Genomic DNA, 21,282 nt, shown 5'->3' on the forward strand with positions numbered 1-21,282 from the left:
GCTTCGGCCATGGTGGCGGCCTTCCTGACGATCAGTAGCGCCAGCTCGGGAGGGAACTGGACCGGTCCTGGCTCGGGTAGGTAGTCGCAATCAATGACGGACATGGTGCGGCCCTCGATGTGGTGGTCAGGTCGGTGAGGTGGCGCCTGATTATCTGATAACTGCCCAGTATCCGGGTAATTTGCACCAAGTCGCCCCGCCACCTATTCCGGCCTGCTGTCAGGGTGGTACTCCACCACCCAATCGATCAACTCTGCCCAGCAGCAGAACTCCAGGGGGTCGCACTTTGATCACAGTCGAGTCGATCGATATTGGTAGTTTCGCCGAGGCTGGTCAGCCGGCTCTGCGGAGCTATCGCACACTCGCCGCCACCAGGTCTGCGATTCTCTGTCGCACGGCGTCGATGTTTTCATCCATTCCCGCCAATGCGCCATTGACGTTACCCACTACCGCATCCGATCCCCGCTCGCCAACCTACTTGGCCAGCTCCTTCGCAGAGGCCCTCAGGGCGTCTTGATTGTGGATAAGAAGCTCAAGTACCTCGGCAACAGTCTTTAGCCTCTTCATCCATGACTCTCTTTGGTTGCTGGGGAAACTATTCAGCCTCACGGTCACCGGGATAAATGGCTGCACAATGACTCAAGCGCAGGACACCGTTCCCTGACGACAGCCAGATTATCAACGATTATTTTTGCGTAGGACTCATAGATAGTATACGGATTTTTCAGCAGTCGACGCCTGCCATTCTTTTTCTTAGATTTCAGCCCCAAACCTATTAAACGCTCTTCACAGTCTTCAATCTGCTCATAGTTTATCGGTTTCGGTAGATCTGCAAATATTGCGTGATCAGGTGCATATGCGGCTAAAATCCATGTTTCAGTCGCTACTGCCGAGATCGCTAGGTATACATCATCCGGTAGCACACTTTCACCCAACCACGATGTCATAGCAGTTTTGCAATGGGTGCTCCGACACGCTCCTGGGACGAATGCAGACACAGTAGAAATTTCATGAGCAATATCATTATCCATTTGAATGATAATGCCATCTGCGCCTTGAATGCCTAGCATGCCTTTCCAGGTATTTCTCCGCAAAGTTTCACGCAAAGCTGCTGGAGCCGCCTCAAGCTCTTCTGGTGTCTTAACCCTATAACGCTTACACCACTTTTCAATAGCGTTCCACCCAAAGGCAGGATAACTCCCACTAGTTGCATCCGCACAAGGCGCAAGTTCGGCCACCTCGATAAGGCGACCTTGTAGCTCCGAGAGCTTAGCGGCGAGTTCGCTGATGACGACATGGTCGGTTGGTCCCTCGGCAACCAAAAGATACTTAGCCATCTCAAAATCCTTGTGGGAGCCCGCCAATCGCACCTGAAAGCCAAATTTCAGAAAGCTTCATACCGTAGTATTTTTCTTCCCAAACCTCTCGGCTCATCCCCTCGGGAGGTTGAATCCTTCGACTCTTCGTGTGTCCATCCTTGTCGCGCTCCACGACAAAAAGACGATGAGTATCATCGAAGAGATCGACAGCATCAAGCGTACTGGGATTATGGGTCGTTAGGAAAATCTGTTTATGCGGCTTCTTCGAGAGAATGATAGCAACTTGATGTATCAATTCTCTAACCAAGCCCGGATTTAAGGCAGTATCAATATTATCCAGCGCAAAAAAATCTGGCGAATCCTCATGACCCAGCAATACCAATAGAAACATCACATACAAGGTACCTTCGCTGACATCATAGGCATACAACTTATTAAAGTTCGCCTTCATAAACTTATCCATGAACTTTATCTTTCGGCCAGAAACGGATACTTGACCAGACACAAGTTCAGGATCTGTCTCATTTGTGGTCACAAAGCTCTGAACCCAGTTCATAAGCTTAAAAAACCTGAGCAGATCGCTAGTTTTATTTTTGTGGTGCTCTATGATCACTTCATTTAGCGCATTAGCTAAATTACCGCCATAAAGCCCAAGCGGCTCTTTAGCGCTAGAATCCTGCTCAACACCCCGAAGTATGGGCGTGGTCGGCGCAAAAATAGCGTATTTAACTAGAGATGCGAGCGGTTCGACCAACTCTTGACTATCACCATTTATGGCTTGATAGGCCTCAAGCGTTGGAAAAATCCCCTTCGTACTTTCCAGCTTTGACTTTAGCGACAGGCCTCTTATAGTGGCACCGTTATTGGATCGCCCAGCAACGATTTTCCCTTCGGCTGTTTTTATCGACTCTGCCAAATACCGAAAGCCGTCCTCTGCATTCATAGAAAGAGAGTAGGCAAGCTCACCGAAGTCAGCCTCAAGTTTAAATACACTCGTTCGGTTTTTATTCTTGAACGCACTTCTAAAAACTGCAGAACTAGACAGCCTAGCACCGCGTCTTTGCAAGCGCTCATAGTCAATCCCGCCCTCTATCGCACAAGACATCATGGCGATGGCTTCAAGAAGATTGCTTTTACCGGCACCGTTGGTACCGATGAACACATTCATCTGCCCCAAGTCCAAGCTGTCTTGCCAAATAGACTTGAACCCTTTGATGGTAAGCTTTTTGATGATTGGCGTCGGTTTATCGTTCATGACCTTCTCTTAGTCCGCCGGCCCCACATTCCAATGAGTCAGCAATTTCTACACACGCTATGGTGCCCGCTTTTCCCACAACGGTCGATGCTTGCCGCGTATGGCTGAGCTACCTCACTACCACATTCCTACTCCAAATGGACACGCCCCGCCCACTTTTCGTGCAAATTTTCACACGTAGATGTGGCGTAGCCCCACTTTGCCGCCCAAGGGCATTCCGAATGCTGTGCCACTCCATAAGAGCTGAGGTTTGGCTCTACTATATTATTTTTGACGATCTCCGCTATCACAGGTCGGCCAAATTCAGGGGAAACCCTTGAACAGCAACGCCTACAGAAGATTCGGCTCGAGCGCCAGCGGGTGAATCCGTCAAGTGTGGTCAAGAATTTCCTTCAAGGGCGGGTAAAGGGTTCGGGGCATTCTGGACAGCCAACCGACCATGGCCCAACGGCATCGACGCTTATCCCAAGCTCGGCGCGCTTTTGGGGCCGACCAGCCATCTGCTGGCGCCGTGAATCCGTCCAGAGCCTTTCCAGAATTTCCCCCTCAACATTAGACGGAGTTTGCGGCGCCGGCCCATCCGGCATAGGCCCGGGCCATGCTAGGCGAGCGCTTGGGACGGCGGTGCCGGTCGACCACCGTCTAATGTTGGTCTAGCTCCACCTGGCAACTCTGGACGAGCTTACGGCCGGAGCAGCCCGCCACCAGACTGGCAGCCCAGCCTTCACGCGCCATAGCGCCAGCGCCACCACGCAAAGCCTGCGCCGATCCGTCCAAAGCGGTCCAAAATCCGTCAGGGGTCTGTCAGGGGTACGCCCCCCTACTTTTAGGAAGACCTCAGACGCCTGACCACACGAGCCAGTGCCATTTACCTGGCCCGTACTCGTCAAAGCGTGCTCTAGCAAGCATCCGGCACCACCAGCAATGTGAGACGGTGCCGACCGCCAGCTTTTACCGGCACGGCCTGGCATATGGCCTAGAACGCCCAGGCCGTACGGCTCCCGTCTCATGCCTGTCTCACATTCGGTAAAGCCCCGGTAAAACTACGCTGGCCAGCCTGCCGTGTTGATTCCTACACAGCGTGTTGCTTTCTACACGGTGGAACCTGAGAAAACCTGAGATCGGATCGGCTGACGCTGGGCGGCGGGCATTGTGGTTTTCATGTGGTCATTCGCGGCGGAATGGTGGCCATCCGGCAAGGCTGCAATACCGTGGAAACCAAAGTGGAAACTTAGACCCGACCATACCCTTAATCTGACCTAGATCCGCAGGTCACAGTGGATCACGTATAAACCGTGAGCTTCATGTCGGTGGCGACCACCAGATATTCTGTTTCGGAGAGCCGGTTTACAGCTCCGCCTCCCTGGAGCTGAAAACGCTTAAGTCCTGGCGTATGCCGAATCTCGCCGCTCAATAACCGTTCTGTAATCACATCTTGAAAAACGTGGATCTGATAATCCAGGTTGTCCGGCCCTACCGCAACGATCTGCCCTGCGTACTGTTCAGCCATGTTGAAGCCTCCGTGAGTTTGAACAGCAACAATAGCCGCTGTTCAGCCATCTCGCGGGGAAACCTCAAAGCCCACTGGAGAAAGCGCATGAAGCTGGCATCCCCCTCTGGCTCCGCGGTTCGCGCCATGGCGGTTGCGAACCTGTGCGCGAACCACCAGTGCGAACTGGCCCAACATCAGCGCCAGGATGCGTACCAGCAGCGCGTACCTGGCTGCGTACCGTCGCAGGGTTGCGCACTCCGACTGCGTGACGATCGTGCGTGAAGCGCTGCGCGAACCAGGCCGGGTATCCAGCAGGAACAGCCCTGTTCGTGGATACCAGGGTGGATACCGACTGATCTGTTCCGCGCCAGCGACCCGGCCAGACGTTGACAAATGTTGACATCGGAGCAGCCTGTCCCCGTAGTCAGAGCCCCAGCCTTCTCAGCTCCAGGCCAAGCCGGCCAACCTGCATTTATTACTCAGCGGAATTTTCTAACAGCTCCATATCATGGCCATAGTAGCGACGCACATTGACTCGTCTGCCACTGCGCAGCAGGTATGAGGTCCAGATGAACAGAGAGTCACTTGTGCCGCTCAGACCAATCCCGCCAAACTCCTCCATGTTGGGATGCTCTGCCAACGCGCTACAGGTATCGACGAAAGTTTCGTAGGGTACTGAGAGAAATCCTTCAAGCTCTGATCGATCTGGTAAGCCTTCAACCTTGAATTTGGAGTCGACCTGCTTCTCAGCCTGAGACCATGAAGTAGCGACTTGAATAGTCTGAAAGGTCATTGAGTATCCATCAATTTTTCCTTGTAAAATTTCAACAGGTCTTCCAGACAGCGTCTTGCAGATTGCGGCAACATGCCTTGGATTGGCTCGAGGCCCTACATACACTCGGCTCAACGCATCATCGAGATAATGCTTTGGCCCAACTTCTCCGGTCACGAAGCGCCATTCTGCCTCATGGCACCACTCTATACGTTTCTGCGCTAGTCGCCGCACGATTCTAGCGTCATGGTCCTTTGCAAGAACATCTGTGAGATTGATCGGGGAGGCTGGAGAGGTCACATACTGAACTTCCCGAAGGGGCTCGCCCTTTAAGTCGCCGGTGGACAGTTCTGGGGTACGGAACTCCAAGCACATCCCTGCGAAGTTACTGGCATAGTACGCCCACATAGGGAGGTACTCATGAGTCGTTGATAATGAGATCAAGGCGAAGCGGTCAGTCATTTCCTTCAGAGGCTTGTAGAAACTCTGGACGCCCACCCCACTTGGCCTAAGAATTTCGTCAACGAACTGGTCACTAACGTCACCCGTTTCGTAAAAAGCCTCCATTGGATCATTCATCTTCCCGAATGGAGGCGCGAAGAGATAAGCCTTGTTAAGCGCATCAAGCTCCCGCTCTAAGAGGTCATCCTCAAGCGGTCGATACCGAAAAAGTACTGGAGGGATTTTCTGCTTACTCATAGCTGCGCCTGTATTCCTGCGTTTACTGATCCTGAAGGCAAATCATACGATCGATCGCTAACCGCTGAGACTGACGATATGGTCCCAGTGAGACGGTTTGGTCTGTCTCGCGCCACGATTTCGTGAGGTCGCATTTCGTGGCGCGGCAACATTCACAGGCAGTTCTTTGTCGATTCCAGCGCCGTCGCCTTGCCAGCCCCAAAATCGAGATACGAGCGCTGATAGAACTTCACATCGCTCCCCTTGGCGGTTTTGCTGACCTGCAGAACTTCATTGGTGTTCATGTCGTTCCCGCTCAACAGCCTGTAGCCGTTCTCCGTCTCGCTCAAGGTCGCATCCGGCCTCGATTCCTGCCATTGAGGGAAAACACACAAGGCATATTGCTTGGGAGACTTGTGGGTCTGAGCAGCATAGGTTGGCCCCTTCTGGATCAGCTCACCGGGCGAATAACACCCGGCAATCGAAAGGGTAACGGCTGCGGTCAAAGCGAGGCTGGCACAGCGCATGGTCGGTCATCCATTACGAAGAAAACTGAAAACCTACCATGCGTCTGAGCAAAGCCCAATCAGTGGCGTCGTTCGCCTAGCACCTCTCCACTGGCCGCTATGGCGAACGCTTGCCGCCAGTAGTCCACCAACTCTCCTTTTGGTTTTGGAGTCATACCGGTCAGATAGGCCACGGCAGGATGATGGCCACCGATGGTTCCGAGCAGGTCGTCTGCACCCACATTGAAATCATCGCAGAACTCCGCAAAGGCTTGATTCGCCGCGGCCACCTGGTCAAGGCAATCCGTGATCCCTCCAGCGTCATTCCCCATAGCGGTACTTGCAAAGTTCAGGGCTAGCCCGCGCATTTCGCATTCGAACAGCTGGGCTACACGACACAGCATCCTTGTCGTATTGAGAAACTCCAGGTTTGCAACCTCCACATGCTCAGTGGGGCAGCTGTCTACCAATTGGCGGACCTGGGCGTAATCTTTCTGAGCGATGGCCTTGATTGTGAGACTGATCCTTTCTCGCACCTTCACACCTTATCCTCCGCAACAATTGAGGCAGAGATGATCGCTCCACCCCAACGTCGATGGCCGATGCAGATTGGCACGGGGTTTCCACTCGCCACAGTATTCTTGGCGCCGCCGAACGCGTAACTAGGAAGGTTCTCCGGCGCTCCGCTCTGTGAGAGGCCACCAGCCTGCGGGCTAAGCATCTGAATTACGCCTCCAGCGGTATTTGCAATGCCGGCTCCCATAACTGCCGTTGCGGCTGCCCCCGCGGTCATGAACGAAGCTACGACGATCAACGCTACGCCTATCACTGTCTGAAGAAGACCTGCGCGCTTGCTCCCATGGACCACAGGCACGAACCGCAGCTCTCGAGCGCCTCCCATGCCAAGTTCCTCCTCCCCGATGTTTCTGCCATTTTTGAAAACCGCGAAACGTAGCCCTCGGCTTTCAGCATCGGCAACATCCTGGGCAAAGCCTGGATAGTTCACGTCGATCGCTTTGACCGCCTCCCTAGGGTCGCCCCTGTCCAGCAGAAAGCTCTGTACCTTGAAGTATTTTTTACGAAGGAAGCCGCCGAGGCGTACCTTCGTCCGTGGGGTGTAATGTGCTGCTGTAGCTGCCATGGATTTACTCCTTGATGCGCCGTTGGCGCTTTTTGTGGGCTGGTGCCCGATGGTGTGATTGATCGGGCCGGTCACCCGATCAGGTTGCAAAGAATTGCCTCTGACTCGGCCATGTCGTCGCGTTGGCTGGCGATCAAATAGCGGAATACGGCCAGGGCCTCGGCCTTGTCGCGGGGCCGGATCTGCGCCAGCAGGCCGAACACGAACCACTCCCGCGCCGTCGCCTCGGCCGGTCCGTCGCTGGCGTCTCGGTCCACGGTGTTGCGCAGCCGGTAAAGCTGGTCCCAGTAGCCAAGCTCGTATAAGCAGTCCGCCAGGGTGTGCGGTAGCAATTCGGGGTGGGCGTTGAACCGGTCGGCTACTTCCGCCTTGTCGAAGTCGAGCAGGGGGCCGCTTCGCTCCAAGCCTCTCAGCACCTCGATACAGAACGATTCCGCCTCGGTGTCGGCCATCAGGGCATCACCAAAGCGAGCGGTGCCTTCCAGCCTCAGTCGATGCTGCTCGATGGCCCGAGTGGCCAGCGCATCCAGGTCAGCGAAGCCGAACGACGACATAGCTGCGAACAGGTGGCCGGGGTTGGTGGCCACCAGGTGATCCCGGTACCGCTTCTCCAGCGCATCGAGCGGTGTCCTGATCTTCTTGGCGCCTTCCATGGCGCGGTCGATCAACACGGCCTGGCCGGTGCTGATGATCGAGCGCAACCAGAGCACCGCATCCACCTCCTTGTCGCCGGTGACCACTTCCTGCGGCGGCAGCTCGGGCACGCTCGGCAGGGTCTCGGTGCTGGCGCTGATCGGCGGCAGGGCGAACAGGACGCGGTGCTGCTCGTTGTCGCGGAACGCCCCGGATCGTGAAACCAGGGTCTTCACCGTTCCCAGCGGCAGGCCGGTGATCTCGGCCACCTCACGGAGCGAGTGACGGCGGCGCAGGTCCAGCACCAAACGACGCTGATCGTCTGAAACCCGCTGTTTCGCCTTCACGGATGAATCAGGCTGTTTCGCTTCTGGTTTGGTCATGGCTTACACCACGCTCAGCTTGGGTGGCAGTTTCGGCCCGAGTGGCGCGCCAGGTGCGAACGGGTCATGCAACACGCCATCCGGGCAATCCCTGATGAAGTCCGCCATGGCGGCGTGGCAGGCGTTGAATAGCGGCGCGTCATTCCACTCCTGTGCCCGGCGCTCTGCGCTGTCCTCCAGCGCATGGGTGAACACCAGGCCTTCCAGGTTGGTGACGCCCTCCTTCCTGGCCCGCTCGCGCTCCACCGTGTTCACGCTCAGCAGGTCGCACAGGCGCTCGAATCCCAGGGCCTGGGCCAGCCCGTCATGGTCGAACAGCAGCGACCGGCCAAACCCGGCCAGCGCCACCAGCGCCTTGGCTCGCTCAACAGATCGGTGCGTCTGCGCTTGCTCCTCCAGATCGGCAATGGCCTGTCGGGTGAACGGCAGGAACGCTTTCAGTTTGCCCGCCTGCCGGCGCATGGCACGTCGCTCGGCGTGGATCGAATCGAGGTTGCGGCTGATGTTGCGGCAGATGCGCCGCGTGGTGATGAGTTGCGTGCTGGCGCTGATACCTGGCTTCAAGGCGATATCGCAAAGGCGCATGGTCGGTGTGAGCGTCATGGGTGGGCCTCCATGGGCGTGTTGTCGTAGGTGGCGCGCAACTCGGCACCGATCAGGCAATGGCGGCCAGCAGGCGCATAGCAGCCCCGGCAGGTCATCACATGGCTGATGTACTGGTCGCGGGCCTGGCGCCATTTAGGCGCGGCATTTGCGGCGTTGGTGTACGGGCTGGACGGCAACTGCGCAGGCTCGACCAGTACCAGGCGCGGACGATCCGGGGCGCTTTTCGCCATGGGCGGTTTGCCAGCGCCAGCAACGTTCGGCGGCATGTGATTGAGCAGGTCGGAAAGGAGGCTCATGGCGTCACCTCACACGGATTCCCGTAACGCCCAAATGTGTCTGTGAAAAAAAATCGGGGGAACGGGGGAACGCGGGGAACACCCAGTATTTCCGGGGCCTCCAGAGGGGGTACGTGTTCCCCACCCGAAAAACGGGGGAACAGTGATAACCGGATAGCAGGAAATTCAGGGACGCTTATATTCAAAAACATGGTTGTGTTCCCCCTGTTCCCCAACACTTCAAAAGGGGGGAACGGCTACAGGCCGCGTATTTACTGGCTGTTCCCCCGTTCCCCCTGTTCCCCACGTTTTTAGGTTCCTGTGGATTCGGGCATTGGCGTTGGGTGGTGATGACGGTCATAGGCCACCGCCTTCGCTATCCATGGCGTCGGGATCGATCACATACAGGCGGGCAGACCCACCAGCAGGCAGGCGGTATTTCTTGGTCCTGCGGCTGTCCCGGTCGGTATCGTGCTTGGCAAGAGCGCCAGCGCCTTCCAGCGCCTTCACAACCCGCGCCAGCCCGTGACCATGGGCGGCCTCGGTCAGTGCGGACTTGTTGAACAGGTACAGCCGCTTGGCGCCGACCACCTCCCAGTAGCCGGCGCGGTTGAACACCTTGGTGTCCGGCGTCTGGTCTTCTACGTCCGAAAAACGGCTGCTGCCGTGCTTGTCGATGAAGTCGAGGATGCCGGCCAGGATCTGGCGGTCTTCGGCATTGCCACCGCCCACCCGGCTCAGCCACTCGCCGTACAGCAGCTGGCAGTCGGCCAGAGCGGTGCCTGGCGCCCAGGGCAGCAGGTCGTAGGCAATGGCCATTTCGCCCGCCAGCGCGATCACCGAGAAGCGATCCGCCACCCGCCCGGCCTGGGCGTTGTCTTCGACGAACTGGGCGCGGATGCCGGCGAAGTCCTCGAGCAGGCCGGGGCGGTCATCGCTGGCCAGCAGCTTCTCCACGAAGGCCGGCCCGATGTGTCCGTGGTTCGCTCCTACGGCCACCGTGAGCTGGCGGTGGAAGTCGGCGCCCTCCAGACCGTGCAATTCATCGAAGGCACGGTGCGTGCGGGTACCGGCGTTCACGTCGACCATGCGCAGCTCAGCGCCAGCATGGGCGGCATTACCACTGATGGCCGCGTGCTCAGATAGGGAGCGCTCGCCACTGGAAAGTGCCAGCAGGCGCCAGCTCAGTTTGCCGCGGGCTTCCCGGTCGCGGGTCATGGTCCCCTTGCCCTGGCCGTTGGCGAGGGAGTAAGCCATTTCCTGGACGCGCTTGGGGTCGGCCCGCTTGATCTCGTCCAGGGGCAGCATGGTGTCGTTACGGCTGGACGCCTCGATCTCCAGGCCGCCCTTGGTCATGTCCCAGGACGCAGCGAAGATGCCTGGGTCGCCCCATACGGACGAGCCGATCAGTTGCGCCAGCGACTTGCCGCTGGAGCTGTCGCCCACCAGGTGAACACCGCCACCCAGCACGCCCACCAGGCTCAGCAGCGGGCCAGCGAGGGCGCAGCCGATGGCCAAGGTCAGTACCGGGTTACCCTCGCACTTGGCCGCAACCTCGACCTTCCAGCCCTCCAGGTTACCGCGCACGCTGAACAGGTTCTGTCCCTTGGCGCTGGCCTGGTAGCGCACCTTGTCGCTGCCAATGGTGCGCCCAGGCAGCACAAAGGCGCCCGACTCATGCCAGCCGGGGCGGCAGGTGGTGGCAAACACTTCTACAGGGCGCTGGTCCAGCAGGTACTCCATGAACTGGCCGCGCTTCTTCAAGGCGATGATGACGCCCATGCCGAACAGCGTGCGCCGGGCGTCCTCGCCACTCCCGCCGAACACCTCCATGGGAATGATCCAGTCCTTGGGGCCGCTGTCGGTGAGCAGCCGCAGATATCGGCCTTCGCTGCCGTCATCGCTGTTGGTGGTGCGGGCAGCGACGGTCACCGGCGTGGCGATCCACTCGTCAGTGATGGGGCGGTCGGCCTTGTCTTCGTCGCTGTCATCGTCGCCGGCGCTGCGCTTGAAGCCGTGCCAGTACACACCGGGCTTGAGCCTGCGGCCCTTCTCATTCATCACCCAGTGCTCATACACACCCCAGCACGGGCGATCAGGCTCGACCTTGGGTGCTTCGGGGCGCAGGTTGATGACGTTGGTTTCAGGCGGGCGCATGGCGGCACCTCCAGGCGGCGAGGTCGTTGAAATCGGAAAGGGTCAGCGGCGCATCGGCCGGCCACTCGGGGAAAGTCACCAGGCCACCACATGCGGCTGCGGCGTCATGGGCGGCGGTGCGCCCCGGGTTGCCCTTGCCCTCTGCTTCGGTCTGGCGGTCATCGTCGCCGGCGATGATGATTTCCGTACCGGGGTAGTCAGCCCGTAGCGCCAGCGCCACTGCTTTCAGGTTCCCAGCGTTCATCGCGCAGGCGACCGTGTAGCCGCTCTCATAAAGCGTGGCGCCCGTGGCCCAACCTTCGCAGATACACAACGGCCTGCCTGGCGTGATGCGTCCCAGGGGCGAATAGGCGCCCTTGATGCGCCCGCCATACAGGAAGCGCTTGTCGCCGTCCGGGGCGATCCGTTGCAGGTTCACCAACACGCCGCCGGCGTACAGCGGGATCAGCAGGTCGTCACCACGCTGGCGCAGGCCGTGGCCACGAATGCCCTTGGCGACCAGGTACGGGTGGGCCGGATCAGCGCGGCGAGCATCACGCCACCAGCGTTGAGCTAGGGTTGCCGCCTTGAGCTGGCGCCGTTGCCGTTCGGCCTCCCGCTGGCGCCGGGCCTGCTCGATGCGCTGGCGCACCTGCTCGGCTTCGCGGGCGTCCACCGGCTCACGGCTACACCAGGTGCTGGTGCCGCCCGTCTTCCAGCTCCCGAACGCGCCCGAGGCAATGCCATCGGCAAACAGGCAGTACCAACCGTTGAGCGTGCCGGGCTTGTCGCCGGGAACGTGAAAGCGGTGGATCTCGCCATCGCCCTGGGGCAGCCAGTCGAGCGGTCCATAGACCGACTGGAGCGCGCCACGGAAAAGGATCGTCGCTTCGGTCATGCGGCCCCCTGTGGTGGCGTGAAGCGCTTGGCCAGCCGTTCCAGTTGATTGGTCAGGCGCTCCAGCTCGGGGCAATGCCGGCCAGCGTCCCCCTCGACAATGCGCATTTCCAGGAAGCCCATCAGGATCTCCACCAGCAGCGCATAGCAGGCGCTGTCGATGTGGGCGCCAGCAGCAGGCGGGCCACCGGAACCCTTGCGGCGAATCGGCGTGACCTTACTCATGGCCAACCCCTTGGCGATCAGCGCCAGCAAAGGCCCGGCAGACCTGTCCGTTGTTCACCGCGTGCCGGTAGGTCAGCTCGTCCAGCGAGTCGACGAGGCAGGCCGTCACTACGGCCTCAGCGCTACGCAAAACTACGCGCCCACACTCGGCATTCGCCTGGCTCAGAAACGGCCCCAGCAAGGCCCGATCGGCCTTCGGATGGCTCACGTAAAACAGCTCGGTGGCTTTCTTTGGGCAAGCCGATCGCGTCAGCGCTTGCGCACTGTTTTGATTTTGCATGGGTTACTCCCCGTCGAAGTCGATAGGCGCGAAGCGCTCGGCGCCGTTGCGCATTGCTCGCAGGCCCAGCGCGGCGGCCTTGGCCACGGCGTCTGCAAAGCCCAGCTCTAGGCTGGTGGTACGACCGCCCATGTCAGCGATCGCAAACCTGATTGCTTCATACGCTGCGGTTTCATCGTTGGTCGACAGCTCGACAATTTCACAATCGAAAAAGGCGATGCCCTTTCCCCAGTCAGCCGCCACGCCAGGGTTATTGCGTGGCCAGTTGACCATCCGCCCACAATCGTCGCGGCTAGTGAAAGTGAGATCGTCCCGGCAAGTAATGGGCGCTTTGTTTACGGCACTCATAGCTCACCCCCTTGTTCAGCAATCACGCCGTCCAGCATTTCAGCCCAGGCCATGGCGGCGTGCTGCGCCATCACGGCGGTGACGCGGGCGACGATGAGGGGCGTGGTCGGTGCGGCGATCACCGCCAGGGCCATGCTCAGCAGCACCAGCACGCTTTGTACGTCACGCAGATCGTCCTGGGTGTCGTCAGCCATGTGGATGATGGAGGTCATACGATCACCTCGTCATCCATGCCTGCGCGCTCGCCCACAACGCCATACGAGGCTCCCAGGTGGCGATGAGCCCAGCAGAAATTACGGCTGAAAATTCGGACCTGCTCCAGGTGCCGTGCAATGTCGCACATCGGCCCTTCCGTATGGCTCGAACACATGGGGTAGAGCAGCTCGTAAAGCTTGTTGAATTCATCCCGGGCAAAGTTCATCGAGCACATGGCGCGAGCGTCGAGCACCGCCTCTGAGAGCACCTCGCCTTCAAGGGGCGCAACGCTTGGGAAGTGGTTCATTGGGCACCGCCTTGCGCTTCCAGGGCGCGGGCGATCTCGGCGTGATGGTTGTAGCGGGCGAGACGGACAGACAGGGAAGAGTTTGCGCGAAGTGCGGCCAGGGCCAGGCGCCGGTGGGCGTATGCGCGAATTTTAGACGGAGTGAGGGCGTGCATGGGTGGAACTCCTATTGTTGAGGAGCTGCCACGGATCGTCGCCAAACGATTTGGGGTGGCAGCTGTACGCAGGTTGGCGAACCGGGACAATAGGAACCCGGCAGACCCGAAGGTCTCCCGCGCACAGCCGCCATAACACGGACGTGCGGGCACAAAAAAAGCGCCTGCAAACGTGATGGGGGCGCCTATGCGCCTATTGTAGATCGGGTCGCCAAACCCGGCCGCTGAATTTGCAGCGACCGGCGAACCATACCGAGCATCACGATTGCCTGCAACCAGAAATATCGACCGTTCATCACCGGTCTTGAGCGCCATCGTCATTGGCCACCCCCTTCCAAGTCGAGCGGGAGTTTTAGTTGCTCCCGCAAGTGAGCAACGTGCTGGTACGCGCCTGGCTTGTCGTAGCGCCAGTGGGCCAAGCGACGGCCGCATTCGCTAACCTGCTGTTGGCGAGCTTCCAGAGCCTGGCGGGCATACCCATACCTTGCCTCGCGGAAGGCCATGATAAGGTCGGCTTTCAGACCAACCACGCGGTCACTGTTGCGGGACAGCGCCAGCAGGAAGAACGCCTGATCTTCATTCAGCAGGGCGAAGCGTTCCGGCCTACCCCCAGTAGTCCCAGCCAAGGGTTTCTCCGTTTGAAACGGAACAACCCCGAACTCTTCGAACTTGGCCAGGTAGCGCTCGATCAGCGCCATGGAGTTTTTGTGCTTGTTGCCCAGCTGTTCAGCCAGCAGGCGGCTATCCACGCGTGGCTCACCGCTGTACTGGGTCAGGGTAATGGGAGATTTCTCGTTGGCAGTCTCTGCCGGTGGCATGGTTGTCTTTTTCATGCGGCCACCCGCTGGCGTTGCTTCAGGGGCGAGCACAGCATATCCAGCACCGCTTTGGCGCGACGACGTTCGCTGGCAGGAAGGGTGTACCGGGTCACCGTGCAAGGCTCGCCCCAGTGGTTCGGCACGCGCTCAAGCTGGCGCTGGAACTTCAGGCCGTAGCCGTTGGCCAGGCTGCTGATGGTGGAGTGCAAGCAGTGGTCGCCCAGGCGTTCGGCCTCGAAGCGTTGCAAACTGCCGTCATTCAGCATGTACGCCAGTACCCTGGCGATCTTGCTCGGCGGCTTGCTGGTGGTAATATCGCCTTGCGACTGGCTGCGTTTCTCTTCGGGGATCGTGGCCTTTTTCATTTACGCCACCTCGCGCAATGCGATGCGTTGGCGTACCCAGGCCTGAATTTCCGACAGAACAAAACCCACGGGCGAGCCCCGCGACTTGCTGTTGCTCAGCGATACGGGCCTGGGAAAAGTCGGGTCATCCTTGAGGCGCTTGTAGACGGTGGCGCGGGCCAGGCCGGTGATGGCCTCGACCTCGGGGAAGCGAATGATGGTGTTCGCAGGGTCGAACTGAGGTGCGGTGGTTGCTTCGATTGGGCGGACGTTGTTCATATCTGTTTCCCGTTGTTGGCAATGACGGGGAACAGGTTTGCAGGCAAGACCGGGTGACCAGCAACCTTTCCAGGTGGGCAGTAGGTGGGCACATGACAACAATGACAGGTGCCCACCTTTGCGGTCTTTTCAGGTGGGCACCTAGGCTACAGGCCACGGTTTTTCTGGCTTTATCAGGTGGGCGCCTTCTTATTTTTGCGTCCACCACGCCTCAGATTCGCCGGGCGGAGAATAAGGTTCACCGCATCAGCCATGTTGACCCCGGCCCCCCTTTCTCGAAGGTACCTAATCACATCCTCCTGCGTTGGAGCGGTGTTTGGGTCGTCTTCGTCATAGGTAGCCCACATCTGTTTTATTGCATCGTCCACGAACTCCAGCCCCTCAGATTTATGGCCGTGGTATGGCAAAGTCAGCGGCTCTTGCTCGGCCTCAATGACCTTCAGCGGCTCCAGGTTTGCCTGCTGGGGTGATGGCCTGGCGATCACTGGGGCGGGTGATCTTGGCTTGGCGAATTGCACTCGCTCTGTAGTAATCCAGTTGATCAGGGAGGCACGGGTGATGATGGTATGCGGCGCGCTAATTTCCATTTGTCGGTCAGAGGGCTTCATTACAACCGCTTCCCAACCGCTCCACTGCCCATTGCCCTCCTCAAATACATATGCCCGACACACGACAGGAGAGATAACCCCCTGCCGGATGGCTGAAACGATGGCAAGGGAATGAGCCCATGCCTGCTTCCAGCGTGGAAGGCTGCGCTCCTTAGCTTCTACAAGGGATTCGATATCGAATGGATCAATGCCTGCCAGCAACAGGGCTGCTTGCTCCACCGTGAACTCCATGACCTGCTTCCAATGGTTCAGGTCCGGCAGGTCATCCTCGTACTCCATTCTCACGCCCTCCCAGGCGCTCCCATATTGGATAGATCGATTGGCCAGGCGGATGGGAAGTCCGCTTTTCGCTCCGTCGAGCTAGGCCAGCCGAAACCGTTGCCTGGTCGAATACTGGCTATCCGAACAGTAATGGCATTCAGTCTATATCTGTCTCCACGCCCAATGGAAGGCCCGCTTCAGGCCCTCTTGATCGGTACCACATTGGCATTCTGCTCAGCACGATGCGCGTAGTCGTAAGGGGTAACGTGCTTCTCGCGGTTCGCATCGAGGTAGTCCGCCCACCACTGAACCATCAGTCGGCGCTCCTCGATGTATTCGGCCTTGTGGATGTACGCCGCCCGCACGCTGTTGCGTTCTTGGTGGCTCATCTGACGCTCTACCGCGTCCTTGCTCCACAGTCCCGACTCGACGAGGGCGGAACAAGCCATAGCCCTAAACCCGTGGCCGCACACTTCGGTTTTGGTGTCGTAGCCCATACGTCGTAACGCCTTGTTCACCGTGTTCTCACTCATGGGCTTCCAGTGGTTGCTGTCGCCGGCAAACACCAGGTCGAAACGTCCGGTGAGCTGGCGCACCTGCTCGAGCGTGGTCAGTGCCTGGCGACTGAGCGGCACCAGGTGGGGCGTGCTCATCTTGGAGCCGCGATGCGAGTTCTTCACCCCCTCGATCTGCTGGCGCTCGCCAGGGATCTCCCACATGGAGCGGCCGGTGTCGATCTCTGGCCAGCGAGCAAACCGCAACTCACTGGAGCGGATAAAGACCAGCAGGGTGAGTTGGGTGGCCAGCCGGGTCAGCGGCCGACCGGTGTCGCTGTCGATTCTTTGCAGCAGCTCAGGCAGCCGATCCAGCGCCAGCGCAGGCCGGTGGACAGTCTTGCGTGTGGCGGTTGCGCCCTGAAGGTCGACTGCAGGGTTCGTGTCGATGTGCCCGTGCTGGACAGCCATGCGCATGATCCCAGTCATGTACTGCCGTAGCCGGCCGGCAGTATCCAGAACTTCCCGCTTCTCCACAGCCTTGAGCGGCGCCAGCAGGTCGCGGGTCTTGAGGCCGGCCACCGGGCGCTGGCCCAGGGCCGGGAGCAGGTAAGTTTCGATCCGCCGCCAAACCGTCGCGGCATGGCCTGGTGACCATTTCTTGGAACAGGCGTCGTGCCAGTCCTTGGCCAGCACGCCAAAGGTGTTGGCTCTCGCATTCGCCGCTTCGACCTTCCCCTGCCTGGCGCTCTCGATCGGATCTTTGCCATGCGCCAGCAGCTCCAGCGCTTCGGCCCGGCGTTCACGGGCGGCTTTGAGCGTCAATGCAGGGTAGTTGCCGAAAGTGGCCAGCCCCTCCCTGCCATCCGGGCGCTTGAACTTCATGCGCCAGATCTTGCTGCCGTTCTTCTTGACCAGTAGAAACAGGCCCTGGCCGTCGAACAGGGTGTAGTCCTTGTCCCGCGGCTTGGCGGCCTCGCATTTGGGGTCTGAGAGGGGCGTAACGGTGCGTGCCATAGGTATACGTTTTCTCGTCGAACCGGCGTATACCTTAACGTATACCTAAAATCGGTATATGCCTAGAGACAGAACGAGACAGGCAGAAACAAGAAAGCCCGCACTAGGCAGGCTTTTCAGGGGGTTCCGTATACAAGGAGAGACGTATCGGAACAGATGGATGGTGCCGGAGACAGGAATCGAACCTGCGACCTTCGCGTTACGAGTGCGCTGCTCTACCGACTGAGCTACACCGGCGTGTAGCGCAACGTACCACTGCTCACACCCGTAACGCAAACCCCTGTTTCCGCTGGTTTATTGCCCTGCCCTCAAGCCCCCTTGCACCCTTTGGGCGCGAGGTCTTCCTCGATGTCGGTCGTGCACGCCCAGCTGCTGGCCGAACGCGTCAGGGTCAGGGCCTTGCCCAGCACGTTGGCCGGCGCATCCACCAGGGTGCAGACAATGCTGCCGCTACCATCCGCGGCCTTGCCGCTCGCCGTGATCGCACAATGCGCCGTCGCCGGCTGGCCACCCAGCGCGGCTACATCCGCTACATCCTTTCCATCATTCAGCCGCAGATCCATCGCCGTCTTCAGGGCGCTGATCTCCAGCAACCCGGCCGCGGCCTTGGAGCGTGCCTGGTGGTTGGTGTACATCGGTAAGGCGATGGTCGCCAGAATGCCGATGATCGCGACGACGATCATCAGTTCGATCAGGGTGATACCGCGTTGCCCTTTCATGAACGTAGTTCCTTTTTGATTCGCTTACACATTGAGGTCAGTTGCGCCCCAACCGGCAGCGGCGCAGTAGGCCTGAACAGACACCTTTTGTCACCCCTGCCCGCACGGGCGTCATCTTCGCTGAACTACTCTAGTGAGCATCACGGACGCGCGCCCTTGCAGGGACGCGGCAAGCTGTTTCCAGGCTTGTCGCCGGGGCTGAACAAGGACCTTTGCATGACTTCATCTTCACTTCTGTACCGCTGGCACGGCACCGACGCCAATGGCGCGCCGGTCAGCGGCCAAACACCCGGGCGCAGCCCGGCTTATGTGCGCGCCGGGCTGATTCGCCAGGGCATCACGGTGGCAAGTTTGCGGCCGGCCAGCGGGCTGGCGTTCAGCTTGCCGAAGCGGCGCCAAAAGGCTGACCCGGCGGGGTTCAGCCGGCAGTTGGCGACGTTGCTCAAGGCCGGCGTGCCGCTGCTGCAGGCGTTCGAGGTGATGGGCCGCAGTGGTTGCGATGCGGCGCAGGCGGCGTTGCTGGAAAGATTGAAACAGGATGTGGCCTCGGGCCTGGGGCTGGCGGATGCGTTGCAGCGTCACCCGGCATGGTTCGATGCGCTGTATTGCAACCTGGTACGGGTGGGCGAGCAGTCCGGTACGCTCGACCGCCAGTTGGAGCAACTGGCCGGCATGCTGGAACAGCGTCGGGTGCTGCACAAGAAGGTGCGCAAGGCGATGATCTACCCGCTGCTGCTGTTGCTGACCGGGCTGGGGGTGTCGGCGATCTTGTTGCTGGAGGTCATTCCCAAATTCGAGAGCATGTTCTCGGGCATGGGCGCGGCGTTGCCGGCATTCACCCAATGGGTGATCAACTTGTCCACAGGGCTGAGCCGGTTTGCGCCGCTGCTGCTGGTGATGGGCTTGGTGCTGGGTGTTGCCGCGCGCCAGCTTTACCGGCAGCACGCGCCAGCGCGCCTGTGGATATCTTGGCGGGTGCTGGGCTTGCCGGTGTTTGGCAAGCTGCTGGGGCAGGCCGCGCTGGCGCGGTTTGCGCGCAGTCTGGCAACGTCCTACGGCGCCGGGGTGCCGTTGCTGGATGCGCTGGGGACGGTGGCGCGGGTAACGGGTGGCGACCTGCACGAGCAGGCGGTGTTGCGGCTGCGCCAAGGCATGGCCAATGGGCAAGGGCTGAACCAGGCGATGGCCGGTGAACCGCTGTTTCCCCCGTTGCTGGTGCAGTTGACGGCCATCGGTGAATCCAGCGGCACGCTGGACCAGATGCTGGAAAAAGCCGCCAGCCATTACGAGGAACAGGTCAGCCAGGCGCTGGACCAGTTGACCAGCCTGCTGGAGCCGGCCATCGTGCTGATCCTGGGCTTGCTGGTGGGTGGCCTGGTGGTGGCGATGTACCTGCCGATCTTCCAGTTGGGTAGTTTGATCTGAACATGACTTTATGGGCTTTGCTGGCTGAACAACCAGCGTACTTCCTTACTTTCGCCACGGTGCTCGGCCTGCTGGTGGGCAGCTTTCTCAACGTGCTGGTGTATCGCCTGCCGATCATGCTGGAGCGGCAATGGCAGCGTGAGGCGCAAGAGGTATTGGGGCTGCCGACCACGCAGCACGCGCGCTTCGACCTGTGCCTGCCCGCCTCCCGGTGCCCACACTGCGCGCACCGGATTCGTGCGTGGGAGAACATTCCAGTCATCAGCTACCTGGCCTTGGGCGGGCGCTGTTCGTCCTGCAAAAACCGCATCAGCCTGCGTTACCCGGTAGTGGAAGTGGCCAGCGCGCTGCTGTCGCTGGTAGTGGCCTGGCGCTTTGGCGCTTCGGTAGAGGCGTTGCTGGCGTTGCCGCTGACCTGGTGCCTGCTGGCGCTGAGCCTGATCGATGCGGACCACCAGCTGCTGCCGGATGTGCTGGTGCTGCCGACCATGTGGCTAGGGCTGATCGTCAATGCCTTTGGTATCCATGTAGCCCTGGCCGACGCACTGTGGGGCGCAGTGGCCGGGTATCTCAGCCTGTGGACGGTGTACTGGGTGTTCAGGCTGGTCACCGGCAAGGAGGGCATGGGCTATGGCGATTTCAAGCTGATGGCGCTGATCGGGGCGTGGGGGGGTTGGCAGGTGCTGCCGTTGACGCTGCTGTTGTCGTCGGTGGTGGGGGCGCTGTTTGGCCTGTGCCTGCTGCGTTTTCGCCGGCATGCCTTGGGCACGGCTATCCCGTTTGGCCCTTATCTGGCAATTGCGGGGTGGATTGCCGTGCTCTGGGGTGATGAAATATACGCCTCATACATGCAACTGCTTGGATACTGATGACCACTGCGGCCTTTACCCCCTGGATTCTCGGCCTGACCGGCGGCATTGGTAGCGGCAAAAGCGCCGCTGCCGAGCGCTTTGTCGAGCTTGGCGTGCACCTGGTCGATGCCGACCAGGCGGCGCGCTGGGTTGTCGAACCTGGTCGTCCGGCTCTGGCCAGCATCGTCGAGCGCTTCGGCCCGGGCGTGCTGCAGGGCGACGGCCAGCTCGATCGCGCCGCCCTGCGCCAGCTGATTTTCGCCGATCCGGCGCAGCGCAAATGGCTGGAGCAACTGCTGCACCCGCTGATCGGTCAGGAGATTTTCAGCTATCTGGCCAAGGCGCAGTCGCCCTATGCGGTCTATGTGTCGCCGCTGCTGATCGAATCGGGCCAGCATCACAAGACCCAACGTGTGCTGGTGATCGATGCGCCGCAAGACCTGCAAATAGCCCGTACCCTGGCGCGGGACAACACCAGTGCCGAGCACGTGCAGGCCATTTTGCAGGCGCAGCTGGCCCGTGAGGATCGCCTGCGCCATGCCGATGATGTGGTGGTCAACGACGGCGGCCTGGCCGCGCTGCATGAGCAGATTGACCGCCTGCACCACTTTTACCTGACTTTGAAAGGAGGCCAGCCATGAGCCAGCCATTGACCGTCGATTGCCCGACTTGCGGCGCGCCTGTGGAATGGAGCGAAAAAAACGCGTTCCGACCGTTTTGTTCGGACCGTTGCAAGCTGATCGACCTGGGCGCCTGGGCGGCTGAGGAGCACAAGATTGCGGGGTCGGAAGAGTCCGAAGATGAGCTGTATTCGGGGGACCTGGAGCCGCGGCATTGAGCTGATTGCAGGGCGGCTGTGCCGG

The 21,282-nt window shown here is 59.9% G+C and carries 28 protein-coding genes and 1 tRNA gene; 4 read left to right on the plus strand and 25 right to left on the minus strand.

All coding sequences use genetic code 11. The annotated features are described in order from the left end of the window. Positions 1 to 611: 611 nt before the first annotated feature. The 25 genes from ACF8EF_RS15915 to ACF8EF_RS16035 all read right to left on the minus strand — a co-directional run bounded on the left by ACF8EF_RS15915 (position 612) and on the right by ACF8EF_RS16035 (position 18,143). Positions 612 to 1,337, minus strand: a complete 726-nt coding sequence (locus ACF8EF_RS15915) for a hypothetical protein (RefSeq protein WP_392529179.1) — start codon at positions 1,335 to 1,337, stop codon at positions 612 to 614. Position 1,338: 1 nt separating this feature from the next. Continuing rightward, complete coding sequence (locus ACF8EF_RS15920; protein WP_392529181.1) at positions 1,339 to 2,574, minus strand: AAA family ATPase; 1,236 nt, start codon at positions 2,572 to 2,574, stop codon at positions 1,339 to 1,341. A 1,282-nt stretch (positions 2,575 to 3,856) separates the two neighbouring features. Next, positions 3,857 to 4,084, minus strand: coding sequence for a hypothetical protein (locus ACF8EF_RS15925; RefSeq protein WP_392529182.1), 228 nt, complete (start codon positions 4,082 to 4,084; stop codon positions 3,857 to 3,859). Positions 4,085 to 4,541: 457 nt separating this feature from the next. Further along, complete coding sequence (locus ACF8EF_RS15930; RefSeq protein WP_392489038.1) at positions 4,542 to 5,537, minus strand: DUF2971 domain-containing protein; 996 nt, start codon at positions 5,535 to 5,537, stop codon at positions 4,542 to 4,544. 152 nt (positions 5,538 to 5,689) lie between these two features. Beyond that, positions 5,690 to 6,043 carry a hypothetical protein gene (locus ACF8EF_RS15935; protein ID WP_103470169.1) on the minus strand — a complete coding sequence of 118 codons (354 nt, stop codon included), beginning with the start codon at positions 6,041 to 6,043 and terminating at the stop codon, positions 5,690 to 5,692. 59 nt (positions 6,044 to 6,102) lie between these two features. Further along, entirely contained in the window at positions 6,103 to 6,564 is a 462-nt protein-coding gene (locus ACF8EF_RS15940; protein ID WP_392489039.1) for a hypothetical protein, read from the minus strand. After that, positions 6,561 to 7,163, minus strand: coding sequence for a tail assembly protein (locus ACF8EF_RS15945; protein ID WP_103470171.1), 603 nt, complete (start codon positions 7,161 to 7,163; stop codon positions 6,561 to 6,563). The genes ACF8EF_RS15940 and ACF8EF_RS15945 overlap by 4 nt, the downstream gene beginning before the upstream one ends. 71 nt (positions 7,164 to 7,234) lie before the next feature. Further along, complete coding sequence (locus ACF8EF_RS15950; protein WP_392529183.1) at positions 7,235 to 8,179, minus strand: hypothetical protein; 945 nt, start codon at positions 8,177 to 8,179, stop codon at positions 7,235 to 7,237. A 3-nt stretch (positions 8,180 to 8,182) separates the two neighbouring features. Beyond that, on the minus strand, positions 8,183 to 8,782 hold the full coding sequence (locus ACF8EF_RS15955; RefSeq protein ID WP_392529185.1) for a hypothetical protein: 600 nt from the start codon (positions 8,780 to 8,782) through the stop codon (positions 8,183 to 8,185). Next, the gene (locus tag ACF8EF_RS15960; protein ID WP_392489042.1) at positions 8,779 to 9,081 is read right to left on the minus strand and encodes a hypothetical protein; all 303 of its coding nucleotides are present in this window, start codon (positions 9,079 to 9,081) and stop codon (positions 8,779 to 8,781) included. The genes ACF8EF_RS15955 and ACF8EF_RS15960 overlap by 4 nt, the downstream gene beginning before the upstream one ends. A 336-nt stretch (positions 9,082 to 9,417) precedes the next feature. Further along, entirely contained in the window at positions 9,418 to 11,217 is a 1,800-nt protein-coding gene (locus ACF8EF_RS15965) for a DUF927 domain-containing protein (protein WP_392529186.1), read from the minus strand. Further along, on the minus strand, positions 11,204 to 12,094 hold the full coding sequence (locus tag ACF8EF_RS15970; protein WP_392529188.1) for a toprim domain-containing protein: 891 nt from the start codon (positions 12,092 to 12,094) through the stop codon (positions 11,204 to 11,206). Before ACF8EF_RS15970 ends, ACF8EF_RS15965 begins: the two co-directional genes overlap by 14 nt. Further along, a complete protein-coding gene (locus tag ACF8EF_RS15975; RefSeq protein WP_392529189.1) occupies positions 12,091 to 12,318 on the minus strand; it encodes a hypothetical protein in 228 nt (75 codons plus the stop codon). The genes ACF8EF_RS15970 and ACF8EF_RS15975 overlap by 4 nt, the downstream gene beginning before the upstream one ends. After that, positions 12,311 to 12,598, minus strand: coding sequence for a hypothetical protein (locus ACF8EF_RS15980; protein ID WP_392529190.1), 288 nt, complete (start codon positions 12,596 to 12,598; stop codon positions 12,311 to 12,313). Before ACF8EF_RS15980 ends, ACF8EF_RS15975 begins: the two co-directional genes overlap by 8 nt. 3 nt (positions 12,599 to 12,601) lie before the next feature. Beyond that, a complete protein-coding gene (locus tag ACF8EF_RS15985) occupies positions 12,602 to 12,946 on the minus strand; it encodes a hypothetical protein (RefSeq protein ID WP_392529192.1) in 345 nt (114 codons plus the stop codon). After that, on the minus strand, positions 12,943 to 13,158 hold the full coding sequence (locus ACF8EF_RS15990) for a hypothetical protein (protein ID WP_392529193.1): 216 nt from the start codon (positions 13,156 to 13,158) through the stop codon (positions 12,943 to 12,945). Before ACF8EF_RS15990 ends, ACF8EF_RS15985 begins: the two co-directional genes overlap by 4 nt. Further along, complete coding sequence (locus ACF8EF_RS15995; RefSeq protein ID WP_224457942.1) at positions 13,155 to 13,448, minus strand: hypothetical protein; 294 nt, start codon at positions 13,446 to 13,448, stop codon at positions 13,155 to 13,157. The genes ACF8EF_RS15990 and ACF8EF_RS15995 overlap by 4 nt, the downstream gene beginning before the upstream one ends. Continuing rightward, positions 13,445 to 13,603, minus strand: a complete 159-nt coding sequence (locus ACF8EF_RS16000) for a hypothetical protein (RefSeq protein ID WP_392529196.1) — start codon at positions 13,601 to 13,603, stop codon at positions 13,445 to 13,447. Before ACF8EF_RS16000 ends, ACF8EF_RS15995 begins: the two co-directional genes overlap by 4 nt. A gap of 317 nt (positions 13,604 to 13,920) precedes the next feature. After that, complete coding sequence (locus ACF8EF_RS16005) at positions 13,921 to 14,436, minus strand: Rha family transcriptional regulator (protein WP_392529197.1); 516 nt, start codon at positions 14,434 to 14,436, stop codon at positions 13,921 to 13,923. After that, positions 14,433 to 14,786, minus strand: coding sequence for a hypothetical protein (locus tag ACF8EF_RS16010; RefSeq protein WP_392529199.1), 354 nt, complete (start codon positions 14,784 to 14,786; stop codon positions 14,433 to 14,435). Before ACF8EF_RS16010 ends, ACF8EF_RS16005 begins: the two co-directional genes overlap by 4 nt. Then, positions 14,787 to 15,044 (minus strand): helix-turn-helix transcriptional regulator, encoded by a 258-nt coding sequence (locus ACF8EF_RS16015; RefSeq protein ID WP_392529201.1) that lies wholly within the window; start codon positions 15,042 to 15,044, stop codon positions 14,787 to 14,789. It lies immediately after the preceding gene. 173 nt (positions 15,045 to 15,217) lie between these two features. Continuing rightward, a complete protein-coding gene (locus ACF8EF_RS16020) occupies positions 15,218 to 15,931 on the minus strand; it encodes a hypothetical protein (protein ID WP_392529202.1) in 714 nt (237 codons plus the stop codon). Between the two features lie 179 nt (positions 15,932 to 16,110). Beyond that, the gene (locus ACF8EF_RS16025; RefSeq protein WP_392529203.1) at positions 16,111 to 17,424 is read right to left on the minus strand and encodes a tyrosine-type recombinase/integrase; all 1,314 of its coding nucleotides are present in this window, start codon (positions 17,422 to 17,424) and stop codon (positions 16,111 to 16,113) included. 161 nt (positions 17,425 to 17,585) lie between these two features. Further along, positions 17,586 to 17,661: transfer RNA gene (locus ACF8EF_RS16030), tRNA-Thr, on the minus strand. A 71-nt stretch (positions 17,662 to 17,732) separates the two neighbouring features. Continuing rightward, positions 17,733 to 18,143, minus strand: a complete 411-nt coding sequence (locus tag ACF8EF_RS16035) for a pilin (protein WP_392460845.1) — start codon at positions 18,141 to 18,143, stop codon at positions 17,733 to 17,735. 216 nt (positions 18,144 to 18,359) lie between these two features. Between ACF8EF_RS16035 and ACF8EF_RS16040 the strand changes: the two genes are divergently transcribed. From ACF8EF_RS16040 to yacG, 4 genes are read left to right on the plus strand one after another with little or no spacing between them, the layout of a single operon-like run. Then, on the plus strand, positions 18,360 to 19,568 hold the full coding sequence (locus ACF8EF_RS16040) for a type II secretion system F family protein (protein ID WP_176685550.1): 1,209 nt from the start codon (positions 18,360 to 18,362) through the stop codon (positions 19,566 to 19,568). A gap of 2 nt (positions 19,569 to 19,570) precedes the next feature. Further along, positions 19,571 to 20,437: an A24 family peptidase gene (locus tag ACF8EF_RS16045; protein WP_176685549.1), complete on the plus strand. Its 867-nt coding sequence runs from the start codon at positions 19,571 to 19,573 to the stop codon at positions 20,435 to 20,437. After that, a complete protein-coding gene (gene coaE / locus ACF8EF_RS16050; protein WP_004575721.1) occupies positions 20,437 to 21,060 on the plus strand; it encodes a dephospho-CoA kinase in 624 nt (207 codons plus the stop codon). The genes ACF8EF_RS16045 and coaE overlap by 1 nt, the downstream gene beginning before the upstream one ends. Next, positions 21,057 to 21,257, plus strand: coding sequence for a DNA gyrase inhibitor YacG (yacG, locus tag ACF8EF_RS16055; protein ID WP_010951889.1), 201 nt, complete (start codon positions 21,057 to 21,059; stop codon positions 21,255 to 21,257). The genes coaE and yacG overlap by 4 nt, the downstream gene beginning before the upstream one ends. The last annotated feature ends 25 nt before the right edge of the window (positions 21,258 to 21,282 follow it).

It is taken from the genome of Pseudomonas sp. zjy_15 (assembly GCF_043101865.1).
GTDB classification, from domain to species: Bacteria; Pseudomonadota; Gammaproteobacteria; order Pseudomonadales; family Pseudomonadaceae; genus Aquipseudomonas; species Aquipseudomonas putida_Y.

What these genes read in the sequence shown, in the direction of transcription:
- ACF8EF_RS16025 (WP_392529203.1), bottom strand. Translation starts at nt 17,424, where the DNA reads ATGGCACGCACCGTTACGCCCCTCTCAGACCCCAAATGCGAGGCCGCC.
- coaE (WP_004575721.1), top strand. Translation starts at nt 20,437, where the DNA reads ATGACCACTGCGGCCTTTACCCCCTGGATTCTCGGCCTGACCGGCGGC.
- yacG (WP_010951889.1), top strand. Translation starts at nt 21,057, where the DNA reads ATGAGCCAGCCATTGACCGTCGATTGCCCGACTTGCGGCGCGCCTGTG.
- ACF8EF_RS15980 (WP_392529190.1), bottom strand. Translation starts at nt 12,598, where the DNA reads ATGCAAAATCAAAACAGTGCGCAAGCGCTGACGCGATCGGCTTGCCCA.
- ACF8EF_RS16045 (WP_176685549.1), top strand. Translation starts at nt 19,571, where the DNA reads ATGACTTTATGGGCTTTGCTGGCTGAACAACCAGCGTACTTCCTTACT.
- ACF8EF_RS15985 (WP_392529192.1), bottom strand. Translation starts at nt 12,946, where the DNA reads ATGAGTGCCGTAAACAAAGCGCCCATTACTTGCCGGGACGATCTCACT.
- ACF8EF_RS15990 (WP_392529193.1), bottom strand. Translation starts at nt 13,158, where the DNA reads ATGACCTCCATCATCCACATGGCTGACGACACCCAGGACGATCTGCGT.
- ACF8EF_RS16015 (WP_392529201.1), bottom strand. Translation starts at nt 15,044, where the DNA reads ATGAACAACGTCCGCCCAATCGAAGCAACCACCGCACCTCAGTTCGAC.
- ACF8EF_RS16000 (WP_392529196.1), bottom strand. Translation starts at nt 13,603, where the DNA reads ATGCACGCCCTCACTCCGTCTAAAATTCGCGCATACGCCCACCGGCGC.
- ACF8EF_RS15920 (WP_392529181.1), bottom strand. Translation starts at nt 2,574, where the DNA reads ATGAACGATAAACCGACGCCAATCATCAAAAAGCTTACCATCAAAGGG.
- ACF8EF_RS15935 (WP_103470169.1), bottom strand. Translation starts at nt 6,043, where the DNA reads ATGCGCTGTGCCAGCCTCGCTTTGACCGCAGCCGTTACCCTTTCGATT.
- ACF8EF_RS15925 (WP_392529182.1), bottom strand. Translation starts at nt 4,084, where the DNA reads ATGGCTGAACAGTACGCAGGGCAGATCGTTGCGGTAGGGCCGGACAAC.
- ACF8EF_RS16040 (WP_176685550.1), top strand. Translation starts at nt 18,360, where the DNA reads ATGACTTCATCTTCACTTCTGTACCGCTGGCACGGCACCGACGCCAAT.
- ACF8EF_RS15950 (WP_392529183.1), bottom strand. Translation starts at nt 8,179, where the DNA reads ATGACCAAACCAGAAGCGAAACAGCCTGATTCATCCGTGAAGGCGAAA.
- ACF8EF_RS15930 (WP_392489038.1), bottom strand. Translation starts at nt 5,537, where the DNA reads ATGAGTAAGCAGAAAATCCCTCCAGTACTTTTTCGGTATCGACCGCTT.
- ACF8EF_RS15970 (WP_392529188.1), bottom strand. Translation starts at nt 12,094, where the DNA reads ATGACCGAAGCGACGATCCTTTTCCGTGGCGCGCTCCAGTCGGTCTAT.
- ACF8EF_RS16005 (WP_392529197.1), bottom strand. Translation starts at nt 14,436, where the DNA reads ATGAAAAAGACAACCATGCCACCGGCAGAGACTGCCAACGAGAAATCT.
- ACF8EF_RS16010 (WP_392529199.1), bottom strand. Translation starts at nt 14,786, where the DNA reads ATGAAAAAGGCCACGATCCCCGAAGAGAAACGCAGCCAGTCGCAAGGC.
- ACF8EF_RS16020 (WP_392529202.1), bottom strand. Translation starts at nt 15,931, where the DNA reads ATGGAGTACGAGGATGACCTGCCGGACCTGAACCATTGGAAGCAGGTC.
- ACF8EF_RS15960 (WP_392489042.1), bottom strand. Translation starts at nt 9,081, where the DNA reads ATGAGCCTCCTTTCCGACCTGCTCAATCACATGCCGCCGAACGTTGCT.
- ACF8EF_RS15945 (WP_103470171.1), bottom strand. Translation starts at nt 7,163, where the DNA reads ATGGCAGCTACAGCAGCACATTACACCCCACGGACGAAGGTACGCCTC.
- ACF8EF_RS15915 (WP_392529179.1), bottom strand. Translation starts at nt 1,337, where the DNA reads ATGGCTAAGTATCTTTTGGTTGCCGAGGGACCAACCGACCATGTCGTC.
- ACF8EF_RS15965 (WP_392529186.1), bottom strand. Translation starts at nt 11,217, where the DNA reads ATGCGCCCGCCTGAAACCAACGTCATCAACCTGCGCCCCGAAGCACCC.
- ACF8EF_RS16035 (WP_392460845.1), bottom strand. Translation starts at nt 18,143, where the DNA reads ATGAAAGGGCAACGCGGTATCACCCTGATCGAACTGATGATCGTCGTC.
- ACF8EF_RS15995 (WP_224457942.1), bottom strand. Translation starts at nt 13,448, where the DNA reads ATGAACCACTTCCCAAGCGTTGCGCCCCTTGAAGGCGAGGTGCTCTCA.
- ACF8EF_RS15975 (WP_392529189.1), bottom strand. Translation starts at nt 12,318, where the DNA reads ATGAGTAAGGTCACGCCGATTCGCCGCAAGGGTTCCGGTGGCCCGCCT.
- ACF8EF_RS15955 (WP_392529185.1), bottom strand. Translation starts at nt 8,782, where the DNA reads ATGACGCTCACACCGACCATGCGCCTTTGCGATATCGCCTTGAAGCCA.